The sequence below is a fragment of the Methylocystis sp. genome (assembly GCF_046349115.1).
In the GTDB taxonomy this organism is placed as follows: domain Bacteria; phylum Pseudomonadota; class Alphaproteobacteria; order Rhizobiales; family Beijerinckiaceae; genus Methylocystis.
Genome location: NZ_JAXMCX010000001.1, coordinates 336,094 through 347,694 on the forward strand (window position 1 = coordinate 336,094; position 11,601 = coordinate 347,694).

Sequence of the window (11,601 nt, forward strand, 5' to 3'; positions counted from 1 at the left end):
CGCCCGCGATCGCGCCAGACGGCTCCGCTAACGCAAATGGTATACGCAAACAATTGATTCAAGCCGCCGCGGCGCCCAAGCTCGATTCGGGGAGCGTCGCTTCCTTCGAGAGCGGCGCGTCAGGCGCTCGCGCCGCTTTTTTCGCTGCGCTCGGCGTAAATGTAGAGAGGCCTGGCTTTGCCCTCAACCACTTCCGGTCCGATCACAACCTGTTCAACGCCCTCCAAGCCTGGCAAATCGAACATTGTGTCTAGCAAGATTCCTTCCATGATCGAGCGCAACCCGCGCGCGCCGGTGTGGCGTTCGATCGCCTTGCGGGCCACCGACGACAGAGCGTCGTCTTGGAAGGTGAGTTCGACGTTTTCCATCTCGAAGAGCCGCTGATACTGCTTGACCAGCGCGTTTTTCGGCTCGGTGAGAATGCGCTTCAGCGCTTCCTCGTCGAGGTCTTCGAGCGTCGCGATGACCGGCAGACGGCCGACGAATTCGGGGATGAGGCCAAATTTGAGCAGGTCTTCAGGCTGCACCTGCCTAAAAATGTCGCCGGTGCGTCGTTCGTCGGGCGCCTGCACGGTCGCCGCGAAACCAATCGACGTGTTGCGGCCCCGGGCGGAAATGATCTTTTCGAGCCCGGCGAAAGCGCCGCCGCAGATGAACAGGATATTCGTCGTGTCGACCTGCAGGAATTCCTGCTGGGGATGTTTGCGTCCACCCTGCGGCGGCACCGAAGCGATGGTGCCCTCCATGATCTTGAGGAGCGCCTGCTGCACGCCTTCGCCCGACACGTCGCGGGTGATCGAGGGGTTGTCGGACTTGCGCGAAATCTTGTCGATTTCGTCGACATAGACGATGCCGCGCTGGGCGCGTTCGACATTATAGTCCGACGCCTGCAACAGCTTGAGGATGATGTTTTCGACATCCTCGCCGACATAGCCCGCCTCGGTGAGCGTGGTGGCGTCGGCCATGGTGAAGGGCACGTCGAGAATGCGGGCCAGCGTCTGCGCCAGCATGGTCTTGCCGACGCCGGTCGGACCGACCAGCAGAATATTCGACTTCGCGAGCTCAACGTCTCCGTGTTTCGTCGCGTGGTTGAGGCGCTTGTAATGATTGTGGACGGCGACCGAGAGAACGCGCTTCGCCTGGGCCTGGCCGATCACATAGTCGTCGAGAACCTTACAAATCTCGCGAGGGGTCGGAATGCCGTCGCGCTGCTTGACGAGCGAGGATTTGTTCTCCTCGCGAATGATGTCCATGCAGAGTTCGACGCATTCGTCGCAAATGAACACCGTCGGGCCGGCGATAAGCTTACGCACCTCATGCTGGCTCTTGCCGCAGAAGGAACAGTACAGCGTGTTTTTGGAATCGCCGCCGCCGACCTTGCTCATCTTGTTCTCCTATCGGGCCGGCCCGCCGGGCGAATCAGCCCGAACGCTTTTGATACCGGCGCCAAACTAACAAAAGGTGGAAGCGGTTGGCGTTTCCGCTCCTCATTTGTTCCGTCTCCAACTCATCGTTTCGGTCGTCAGCGACGAGCGCCCGAGAACTATGACTGGCGAGTGTATTTTAGACGACGGTCAAATTGCAACCTTCGCCGGAAATTCCGTTAAAGCAAGATTGGCGCCCGGTCGGCCGGCTCAGGCGGTGAGGATTTTGGGCACAAGATTGAGCCGAAGCCGATAGGCGTCGGGCATGCCGCTGCCGAGCAGCGGGCGGAGATAAAGCCGGAAGGCGTCAGTGACGTCCGTGCCGCAGGGGCTAATATATTCGTCGGGCATGACTTTTGTCTTCGCCGCGATCTCCTCGAGCGGCGTTAACCGATAGTCGACGGAGTAAAAGCCGGTCCGGTGGATCGTCACCGAGCCGTCGCGGTCGCCCCAAATGCCGTATTGCACAGCCTTTTCGCCGACTTCCCGCGCCTCGCGCTGGTCGACGTCGGAGACGCAGCCGACGAAGCTCCTCTGCACATAGCCGAAAGTGTCGGCCCGCACCCGCTTGAAGCCGAGCCGGTCCTTGACCAGTCGGGTGAGTTCGTCGGCGAGCGCGCCGCCGCCGAGATGGACATTGCCGTGATCGTCCCGCTCGACCATTTTGGCGAGCTTCTCGGCGATTGGCGTATGGTTCTCGTCGCAGACGCCCTCGGAGATCGCGACGACGCAGCGGCCGTATTTCGTCATCGTCGCCTTCACGTCCGCCAGGAACTTGTCGACGATGAAGGCGCGCTCGGGAATATAGATGAGATGCGGGCCGTCGTCGGGGAACTTCTTGCCGAGCGCCGAGGCGGCGGTCAGAAATCCGGCATGGCGGCCCATGACGACGGCGATATAGACGCCGGGGAGGGCCCAATTGTCGAGATTGGCGCCGGCGAAGGCCTGCGCCACCCAGCGCGCCGCCGAGGGAAAACCCGGCGTGTGGTCGTTGACCATCAGATCATTGTCGATGGTTTTGGGAATGTGAACGGTCCGCAGCGGATAGCCGGCGCTTTGCGCTTCCTGCGAAACGATGCGCACGGTGTCAGACGAATCGTTGCCGCCGATATAGAAGAAGCAGCCGATTCCATGCGCCCTTAGGACGCGGAAGATTTCCTGACAATATTTGAGGTCGGGCTTGTCGCGCGTCGAGCCGAGCGCCGAAGAGGGGGTGCGGGCGACGAGTTCGAGGTTATGCGTCGTCTCCTGGGTGAGGTCGACGAAATCCTCATTGACGATGCCGCGCACCCCGTGGAACGCGCCATAAACCCGCTCGACCTCACGAAATTTGCGCGATTCCAGCACGGCCCCGACGAGCGACTGGTTGATGACGGCGGTCGGGCCGCCGCCCTGGGCGACGAGCACTTTGGAAAAATCAATGGCGGTCACGACAAGCTCCCGGGAACCTGCGGCGCTTTCCCACGATGGCGGGACGGCGGCGCTTCAATCGCGCCGCGCTTATATTCTGAGCCGCGAGGCGGTTCAATTCGACGCGACGGCTATTCTGGAGCTCGGGCCGCGCAGACCTTGGCGAAGAGTCCTGCATAGTAGGGCGGGACCGGCGACCATCCTTCTTTCGGCGGATAGGGCTTGGTGATCTTGCCCTCGCCCATCTGACCCTGCCGCCAGGCGCCGCCCTCGGAGCGGTATTTGCGATTGACGCAATCGAATGACGCCGTCTCGATTTCCGACAGTCCCTTGTCGGCGAGGTCGAAGGCGGCGGCTTGCGGCGAGGCGGCGTTGTAATCGGTGAGCGCGTCGATCGTGACGATTCCATCGGCGGACGTTCGGCGGGAGCCGGCGTCCATGTAAATTGTCGAAAAATCGTCCTTGGAGACCTGAATCCAGTCAACCCTGGCCGATGCGGAAGACGCGAGCGCCGACATGAGCGCCGCGACGCCGATCGTCCACAGGGCCGCCCTCATCTTCGGCTTAGACCAGCGCGCCGTGGCAATGTTTGTATTTCTTGCCCGAGCCGCAGGGGCAGGGCTCGTTGCGGCCGACCTTGCCCCAGGTCGCCGGATTGCCCGGGTCGCGCGCCGCCGCCGCCGGCGCGTCGCTGACCGCCAGCCCGCGCGCCGAGAAATCGGCCGTCGCGAGACGCGTGTTGAGTTCGTCGAGCGCGCCTTGCGCGCCGCTGCCGATCAGCGCCTCGGGATTGGGATGCGACATTTCCATCGCCGGCAGTTCCGGCGGCGCGGAAGGCGGCGCCTCGAAGGACACTTCGACGCGCATCAACTGCGTGATCACCGTTTCGTCCCAGCGCGTCATCAGGCTCTTGAACAGTTCGAGCGCCTCGGACTTATATTCGTTGAGCGGATCGCGCTGCGCCATGCCGCGCCAGCCAATCACCTGCCGGAGATGATCGAGCGCGACGAGATGTTCGCGCCACAGCGTATCGAGCGACTGCAGAACGACCTGCTTCTCGATCATCCGCATCAGCGGCTCGGTATTTTTCTCGACGCGTTCGCCATAGGCGGCGTCGGCCGCCTCCAGCAGCCGCTCCTTGATCTCCTCGTCGGCGATGCCCTCTTCCTTGGCCCAGCCCTCGACCGGCAGATCGAGATTGAGCTTCGCCGTCACCTCTTCGGCGAGGCCCTTCACGTCCCAGGCCTCGGCATAGGCGTCGTGCGGAATGTGCTGCGAGACCATCGCGTCGATGACGTCCTCGCGCATGTCGGCGACCTGCTCCTCGACGCTTTCCTCATTCATGATTTCGCGCCGGCGCTCGAAAATCACCTTGCGCTGGTCGTTCATGACATTGTCGAATTTCAGAATGTTCTTGCGGATGTCGAAGTTGCGCGCCTCGACCTTATGCTGCGCCTTCTCGATCGCCTTGTTGATCCACGGATGGACGATGGCTTCGCCCTCTTGCAGGCCGAGCTTCACCAGCATCGAATCCATGCGCTCCGAGCCGAAGATGCGCATCAGGTCGTCCTGCAGCGACAGGAAGAATTTCGAGCGGCCGGGGTCGCCCTGGCGGCCGGAGCGGCCGCGCAGCTGATTATCGATGCGCCGGCTCTCGTGACGTTCGGTGCCGATGATGTAGAGGCCGCCGGCGGCGATCGCCTTCTCCTTGAAGGCGGCGATCTCCTCGCGAATTTCCGCTTCCTTCTTGGCGCGGGCGTCGCCTTCGAGGCCTTCACATTCCTGGGCGACGCGCATCTCGACATTGCCGCCGAGCTGAATGTCGGTGCCGCGGCCGGCCATATTGGTGGCGATGGTGATCGCGCCTGGCACGCCGGCTTCCGCGACGATATAGGCTTCCTGTTCATGGAAGCGGGCGTTGAGCACGGCAAAGAGTTTTGAGGGCTTGCCCGAGCGCGCCGCCTCATAGAGTTTTTGCAACCCCTTCGGATCGGCGAAGTCGATCATCTTATAGCCCTGCGATAGCAGGAACTCGGCCAATTGCTCCGACTTTTCGATCGAGGTGGTGCCGACCAGCAGCGGCTGCATCCGCCCGTTCGCGTCCTTGATCTCCTCGGCGATGGAGGAAAGTTTCTCCTTCGCCGTGCGATAGACTTCATCGTCCTGATCGAGACGGCAGACCGGACGGTTGGTCGGAATTTCGACGACGTCGAGCTTGTAGATTTCGGCGAATTCATTCGCCTCGGTCGCCGCCGTGCCGGTCATGCCGGCGAGCTTGTCGTAGAGGCGGAAGTAATTCTGAAAGGTGATCGAGGCGAGGGTGACGTTTTCGGGTTGAACCTGAACGCGCTCTTTCGCCTCGAGCGCCTGATGCAGGCCTTCCGAATAGCGGCGGCCCGGCATCATGCGGCCGGTGAATTCGTCGATGATCACCACCTCGCCCTTGCGGACGATGTAATCCTTGTCCTTCTGGAAGAGCTTATGCGCCCTCAGCGCCTGATTGACGTGATGGACGAGCGTGACGTTGTGCGCCTCGTAAAGCGCGCCGTCGGTCAGCGCGCCGGCTTCGATCAGCAGCTCCTCCATATGCTCATTGCCGGCGTCGGTGAGATGAACCGTGCGCTGCTTCTCGTCGAGTTCGAAGTCGTCGGCGTTGAGCTTGGGGATCAGCCGGTCGATCGTATTGTAGAGATCGGATTTGTCGTCGATCGCGCCCGAGATGATCAGCGGCGTGCGCGCTTCGTCGATCAGGATCGAATCCACCTCGTCGACGATCGCATAATTATGTCCGCGCTGCACCATCTGCGCGAATTCATATTTCATATTGTCGCGCAGATAATCGAAGCCGTATTCATTATTGGTGCCGTAGGTGATGTCGCAGGCGTAGGCGGCGGCGCGCTCGTCGTCCATCAGATCATGCACCACGACGCCGACGGTCATGCCCAGAAACTTGTATATCTGGCCCATCCATTCGGCGTCGCGCTTGGCCAGATAGTCGTTCACCGTGACGACATGGACGCCCTTGCCGGCGAGCGCGTTGAGATAGACGGCGAGCGTGGCGACGAGGGTCTTGCCTTCGCCGGTGCGCATTTCCGCGATCGCGCCCTCATGCAGCACCATGCCGCCGATGAGCTGGACGTCGAAATGGCGCTGGCCCAGCGTCCGCTTGGCCGCCTCGCGCACCGTGGCGAAGGCGGGAACGAGCAGATCGTCGAGGGTCTTGCCGGCGGCGAGCTCCTCGCGGAACTGGTGGGTGCGGTCCTTCAGCTCGTCGTCGGAGAGCGCCTCGACTTGCGGCTCCAGCGCGTTGATCGCCTTGACTTTCGGCGCATAGGTCTTGAGACGGCGATCATTGGCCGTGCCGAAAATCTTCTTGGCGAGCGCCCCGATCATCCTTGCGAACCTTTCTCCCCGCGCAGCGTCTGCCGCCTTGTCGGCGCGCCGGGTGACGGCGGCCGGCGGAGCGTCGCAACTGTTTGAATAACATCCGCCTGCGACATCGCCCCAATGGCGGGGGCGCCGAGACCGACGCGGCGTTTTACGCGCGAGAGATAAGAGCCGCCGGAAACCTTGTCAACGTAAGGGAATTGCGCAGGGCGCCATCTGGCCAGCCTCCTCGAAGAGGGGGGCGGAGCGCCTCGGCGGCGGCCGGCGCGGGGTCCGCCGCCACGCGACCGACGCGTTTCCTGCGCCGGACAGCTGGCTTTCACCAAAAAATGATGCGGCAGTCACAACAATTACACAGTCGATCTCGTCAATTAGCGTCCCTGCGCATTTCACTGATTGGCCGCCGTGGGCGGGGCCGCACGCGATCCGCCGCTGGATCGGCTCGCTGGAAAAAGGGCGTGAGGTATCAACCATGTCCGACAGGCCCGATGTCCGAATTTTGCCGCCGATCCTGCTGGGCGTTGCGCTCGCCGCCGGCTTCGTCGCCAGTCGTTACGCCCCGGCGCCCATTCTCGACGCGCGCGTCGCGACGAGCGCCGGCGCCGTCGCAATTCTCGGCTCCCTCGCGCTGCTCGGCTCTGCCGTCTATGAATTGCGTCGCGCCGAAATCGCCTTCGACGTTCGCAAATCCTCGACGGCGATCGTCAGGAGCGGCGCCTTCGCGATCAGCCGCAATCCGGTCTATCTGTCGATGACGCTGTTATGCGCCGGATCGGCGCTGCTTTTGAATTCCTTTTGGGCGCTGCTGATGACCTGGCCTTTGGGCGGCGCGCTATGCCTCATCGCCATCAAGCCGGAAGAGGCCTATCTCGCCCAAAAATTCGGCGAGAGCTATGCGTCCTATCGCGCCAAGGTTCGACGCTGGCTTTAGGTCGGCGCCGCGAATCAAATTCGCCAACCCTGCGAGCCTGGAGGCTCGCGGTCCAGGATGCGCCGCCTTTGGAACGCGAGCCTCCAGGCTTGCCAAAACTACGGCGCCTCATTGATCGGCCGCAGCGGCAAGGGCACGGCGCGCTTGTCGATCAGGCGCGAAAAAATCTTGAGCCCCACCGGCTCATTGCCATTGGGATGCACGAGCACGATCGAGCCGGGGCGGGGCCTAAAGCCCAGCGCCAGCCAGCCGTCGGCGCCAAGCGGCAGGAGATGGCGGCTCCTTACATGCTCCAGCAGCGCCGAGTCGGCGACGAGGCCCGGAAAGCGGAAGAACACCGATGGCGTTTCTCCCTCGGCGATGATGAGCTTTTCCGTCTCGAAAATTTCGCGATCGACGTCGACGCCCGGCCGCAGGAAGTAATTCTTCTGGTCCGCAAGGCGGCGAACATAGGGATGCGTGTAGGAATGATTGGCCCAGGTGATGGCGAGCGCGCCGATCCGCTCCTTCTCGCGCAGCCAGGCGAAGTCGGCGCCGTGCCGGGCGATCCAGCCGCCGGAGACGGCGAGCGCCACCGGCGCGCCCGGACCCTGTGCGGCGAGCTTTTCGAAGAAGGCGCGATCCAGCGGCTTGTGGCTCGGGCAGAGATCGCCGGTGACGAAGGCGCCGTCGCCGGCGCCGTGGATGAGCCCGGCATTGACCAGCGCCGGCGGACGCGCCGGGTCCTGCGACGGATGAAGCGCCTTGAGATAGCGCGTCTCGGCTTGTTCGGGGTCGCTGGTCTCTTCGCAGCGCCAGCAGGCGGCGCGCTGTAGCGAGGTCTGCAGCGATTGAGGATCGACGGTCAGGATCAGCGGCGCGCCATCGACGCTCATGCGTCGGATGGCTAGTCGCGACTCCCCGTCGCCATTGACGCAGGCTTCGAAAATCGGCGCATAGTCGCGCACCCGCGCTCCGGTCGGCACAGGGCCTGGCGCGATATCGACGGGGCCGCAGGCATCGTCTTCGCCCCGGGCCGTTGCGGCGCCGGCGACATACGCCCAAACTAGCAGGACGAGGACTCGTCTCACGACGCGATCATGATCAAAAACGACGACATTGAGAAGATCGTTCTTTCATTTGAACAAAGCGAGTCGGCCGAGCTCGCGGCAAGGCTCGGCGAAGAAATCGCGGCCCAGTTCGCGCCGCGCGAGGAAGCGCCGGTCTGCGTCGTCGCTCATGATCCCCAGGGCGCTCTCGTCGCGGGCCTCAACGGCGTCTTGCACTGGCGCTGGCTTTACGTTCGCCATCTCTGGGTCGAGCCATCACAGCGCGGCCGCGGCTGGGGGCGCCGGCTCATCGCGGAAGCCGAGCGGATCGCGATAGAGCGCGGCTGCGTCGGGCTCTATGTCGACACATTCGATCCGCATGCCGCCGCCTTCTATGAATCTCTCGGCTTTGCGCGCGCGGGCGAGATCGTCGATTTTCCTCCCGGACATGCGCGGCTTTTCTTGAGAAAGCGCCTTCAATGACGAAGATGATGAGGGCCATGGCGCTGCGGAGCTCAAAGACCCCGCTGGTCCTGGAGGAGCGGCTCGCGCCCGCGCCGGGCGCCGGGGAATTGCGGCTCAAGGTCGAGGCCTGCGGCGTTTGCCGCACCGATCTTCATGTCGTCGACGGCGAACTCACGCAGCCGAAGCTCCCAATCATTCCGGGCCATGAAATTGTCGGTCGCGTCGAGGCTGTCGGTTCCGGCGTGACCGGCGTCCGGCTTGGACAGCGGGTCGGCGTCCCCTGGCTCGGCCACACCTGCGGTCATTGCCCCTATTGCCGGAGCGCGCGCGAAAACCTGTGCGACGATCCGCTTTTCACCGGCTATACGCGCGACGGCGGCTACGCCACCCACGCCATCGCCGACGCCTCTTATTGCTTCCCGCTGCCGGAAGATGGCGATCCGGCGACGCTCGCGCCGCTGCTCTGCGCCGGGCTTATCGGCTGGCGAACGCTGAAGCTGGCGGGGCCGGCGGACGCTATCGGCATTTACGGCTTCGGCGCCGCGGCGCATATCATCGCTCAGGTGGCGATCGCGCAGGGCAGGCGGGTTCACGCCTTTGTGCGGCCAGGCGATCGGGCGGCGGAGGATTTCGCGCGCTCGCTCGGCGCGGCGTCTGCGCAGGATTCCGATGCGCCCGCGCCGGAGCCGCTCGACGCGGCGCTGATTTTCGCGCCGGTCGGCGCGCTGATCCCACGCGCGCTCGCCGCGACGAAGAAGGGCGGCGCCGTCGTCTGCGGCGGCATTCACATGAGCGACATTCCGAGCTTTCCCTATGCGCTGCTCTGGGAGGAGCGGCGGCTGCTGTCGGTGGCGAATCTCACGCGCGACGACGCCCGCGAATTTCTCGCGCTCGCGCCGACCCTGCCGCTACGGATGCATGTGACGCGCTATTCTCTGGCGCAGGCGAACGAAGCGCTTGCCGATCTGCGCGAGGGCCGGCTGCAGGGGGCGGCGGTGCTTATACCTTAGCTCGACTTGTGGCCGTTATTGCGAGGCGCGTCAGCGCCCAAGCAATCCAGTGGCCGCGCCCCGGCTCTGGATTGCTTCGCTCCGTTCGCAATGACGGCGCGGGTCGTTCCGGCGTGGTTAGGCGAGACGTCGCTTGAACGCCGTCAAAATCTCTGCGGCGATGGTCTGCGTATCTTTGGACGCGTCGAGCTTGCGCCAGTCGATCGCGCCGGTCGCCTTCTCCATTTGCGCCGTCAGCACGTCGCGCGTCGCGTCGGAAACGTCTTTGACTCGTGCGTCGACTCGCGCCGCGCGCCGCGCGAAATCGAGATCGAGCCACACGCCAAGGAACGGCGCGCGCGCTCGTTCGGCCGCAACCGCTATCGCGTCGCGATCTTCGGGCCGGTCGAAGACCGCGTCGACGACGACCGGCCAGCCGAGTACGGCGATTCGCGCCGCTTCTCCGAACATCTCGCCATAGACTTTCGCCGAAACGTCGCTCGCATAGGCCTCCTGCGGCAGACGCGCGGTCGGCGCGACGCCGAACAGCCGTTTGCGGATGCGGTCGCTGTTAATGATGCGCGCGCCGGGCGGACATCCGGTCATTGGCGCGAGCGCCGCGGCGACGCTCGATTTGCCTGATCCGCTGAGGCCGCCGATCGCGACCACGGCGCCTTTGGCCGGCGCAAGCAGCGCTTCCGCAAGGCCGAAATAGAGGCGCGCGCGTTCGCCGTTTCCCTGCGAGGCTTCGACATGCGCGCGGATCGCCGCGCGCAGCGACATGAAGAACGGCAGGAGCGGCAGGCCGTCGGTCTCGTCGCGCGCGTCGAGATAGCGGTTGAAGGCGAGATTGGCGAATTCGGGCGCGCCCGCCCGGCAGAAATCCATCAGCAGGAAACCGACGTCGTAGAGCACGTCGATCGTCGCCATCTCATCGTCGAATTCGAGACAGTCGAAGAGGGTCGGCGCGCCTTCGAAGAGGCAGATGTTGCGCAGCGTCAGATCGCCATGGCAGCGCCGCACCTTGCCCTGCGCCTTTCGCCTGTCGAGAAGCGCGCTTTGCGTATCGAGCGCCTTGCTCAGCCGCGCGATAAGCGCGTCGATTTCTTCGGCGCTTGCTGCCGCGGCCTTGCGCAAGCTCAAGGACGCGTCGTCGAGAATTCGGCGCATCGCCGCGGCGCCGCCCCTCTCATAATCGGGCGCCGCTTCGTCATGAGCCTTCGCGATTCGACGCGCAATCGACTCGACCATGTCGCGCGTCAGGCGGCCGTCTTTGGCGATCTGGTCGAGCAGATCGTCGTCAGCGAAGCGGCGCATCACGACGACCGCGTCGATCGTCTCGCCGGCGCCGTCGAGCGCCAGCGAACCATCCGCCTCGCGGGTCACGCGATGCGCGCCGAAATAAAGTTCGGGCGAAAAGCGCCTGTTGAGCGCCGCCTCGCGTTCGCACATTTCCAAGCGGCGGCTCGGCGTCGAGAAATCGACGTAGGAGAAGCGCACCGCCTTTTTCAGCTTGTAGGCGCGGGTCGGGCACAGCGCGACGACGGAAATGTGAGTCGCAACGATCCGTTCCGCGCCGCCGTCGAGCGAGGCGAGAAAGCGCACGACTTCCTCTTGCGCGCCAAAATCCATTTCGCGCCCCGGTTTAAGCGTCGCAAACTTCCGCCGCCGTAACGCTTGGCCTTTTCGGCGTCTGGAAGAAGCTATTCCATGCCCAGCGCGGAGAGATAGAGGTCGAGGATTTCCTCTTCCTCCTCCCGCTTGTGCTTATCCTGCCGGCGAAGCGACACGATTTTGCGCATCACCTTGGGGTCGAACCCGGTTCCCTTCGCTTCCGCGTAGACATCCTTGATGTCGTCGCCGATCGCGCGCTTTTCCTCCTCGAGCTTCTCGATCCGCTCGATGAAGGCGCGCAAATGTCCGCCGTCGACGGCGTTGCTGGCCATATGCATTTCCCAAGGCTGCTC

Annotated in this window: 10 protein-coding genes; 3 read left to right on the forward strand and 7 right to left on the reverse strand. The window is 63.9% G+C overall.

Translation table 11 applies throughout. The annotated features are described in order from the left end of the window. Window positions 1-119: 119 nt before the first annotated feature. The 4 genes from clpX to secA form a co-directional block, all read right to left on the reverse strand. Window positions 120-1,385, reverse strand: coding sequence for an ATP-dependent Clp protease ATP-binding subunit ClpX (gene clpX / locus U1E20_RS01545; protein WP_409978822.1), 1,266 nt, complete (start codon window positions 1,383-1,385; stop codon window positions 120-122). Between the two features lie 249 nt (window positions 1,386-1,634). Further along, a complete protein-coding gene (locus U1E20_RS01550; RefSeq protein WP_409978823.1) occupies window positions 1,635-2,855 on the reverse strand; it encodes a 6-phosphofructokinase in 1,221 nt (406 codons plus the stop codon). A 110-nt stretch (window positions 2,856-2,965) separates the two neighbouring features. After that, window positions 2,966-3,391 (reverse strand): surface-adhesin E family protein, encoded by a 426-nt coding sequence (locus U1E20_RS01555; RefSeq protein WP_409978824.1) that lies wholly within the window; start codon window positions 3,389-3,391, stop codon window positions 2,966-2,968. Window positions 3,392-3,398: 7 nt separating this feature from the next. Further along, window positions 3,399-6,227 (reverse strand): preprotein translocase subunit SecA, encoded by a 2,829-nt coding sequence (gene secA, locus U1E20_RS01560; protein ID WP_409978825.1) that lies wholly within the window; start codon window positions 6,225-6,227, stop codon window positions 3,399-3,401. 466 nt (window positions 6,228-6,693) lie between these two features. Here secA and U1E20_RS01565 point away from each other — a divergent pair, with 466 nt between their 5' ends. Then, complete coding sequence (locus U1E20_RS01565; protein ID WP_409978826.1) at window positions 6,694-7,152, forward strand: methyltransferase family protein; 459 nt, start codon at window positions 6,694-6,696, stop codon at window positions 7,150-7,152. Window positions 7,153-7,250: 98 nt separating this feature from the next. On the opposite strand, the gene U1E20_RS01570 is transcribed toward U1E20_RS01565, so the two are convergent. Then, complete coding sequence (locus U1E20_RS01570; RefSeq protein ID WP_409978827.1) at window positions 7,251-8,099, reverse strand: polysaccharide deacetylase family protein; 849 nt, start codon at window positions 8,097-8,099, stop codon at window positions 7,251-7,253. A 132-nt stretch (window positions 8,100-8,231) separates the two neighbouring features. On the opposite strand from U1E20_RS01570, the gene U1E20_RS01575 reads away from it, so the two are divergent. After that, window positions 8,232-8,663 (forward strand): GNAT family N-acetyltransferase, encoded by a 432-nt coding sequence (locus U1E20_RS01575; protein ID WP_409978828.1) that lies wholly within the window; start codon window positions 8,232-8,234, stop codon window positions 8,661-8,663. Window positions 8,664-8,671: 8 nt separating this feature from the next. Continuing rightward, the gene (locus U1E20_RS01580; RefSeq protein ID WP_409979623.1) at window positions 8,672-9,655 is read left to right on the forward strand and encodes a zinc-dependent alcohol dehydrogenase family protein; all 984 of its coding nucleotides are present in this window, start codon (window positions 8,672-8,674) and stop codon (window positions 9,653-9,655) included. 117 nt (window positions 9,656-9,772) lie between these two features. Here U1E20_RS01580 and U1E20_RS01585 read toward each other — a convergent pair whose 3' ends face one another. Continuing rightward, entirely contained in the window at window positions 9,773-11,266 is a 1,494-nt protein-coding gene (locus tag U1E20_RS01585; protein ID WP_409978829.1) for an AAA family ATPase, read from the reverse strand. Between the two features lie 71 nt (window positions 11,267-11,337). Further along, on the reverse strand, window positions 11,338-11,586 hold the full coding sequence (locus U1E20_RS01590) for a DUF2312 domain-containing protein (protein ID WP_409978830.1): 249 nt from the start codon (window positions 11,584-11,586) through the stop codon (window positions 11,338-11,340). Window positions 11,587-11,601: the final 15 nt, after the last annotated feature.

Coding starts and splice junctions, on each gene's coding strand:
- clpX (WP_409978822.1), bottom strand. CDS start 1,385: ATGAGCAAGGTCGGCGGCGGCGATTCCAAAAACACGCTGTACTGTTCC.
- U1E20_RS01555 (WP_409978824.1), bottom strand. CDS start 3,391: ATGAGGGCGGCCCTGTGGACGATCGGCGTCGCGGCGCTCATGTCGGCG.
- secA (WP_409978825.1), bottom strand. CDS start 6,227: ATGATCGGGGCGCTCGCCAAGAAGATTTTCGGCACGGCCAATGATCGC.
- U1E20_RS01565 (WP_409978826.1), top strand. CDS start 6,694: ATGTCCGACAGGCCCGATGTCCGAATTTTGCCGCCGATCCTGCTGGGC.
- U1E20_RS01575 (WP_409978828.1), top strand. CDS start 8,232: ATGATCAAAAACGACGACATTGAGAAGATCGTTCTTTCATTTGAACAA.
- U1E20_RS01580 (WP_409979623.1), top strand. CDS start 8,672: ATGAGGGCCATGGCGCTGCGGAGCTCAAAGACCCCGCTGGTCCTGGAG.
- U1E20_RS01585 (WP_409978829.1), bottom strand. CDS start 11,266: ATGGATTTTGGCGCGCAAGAGGAAGTCGTGCGCTTTCTCGCCTCGCTC.
- U1E20_RS01590 (WP_409978830.1), bottom strand. CDS start 11,586: ATGCATATGGCCAGCAACGCCGTCGACGGCGGACATTTGCGCGCCTTC.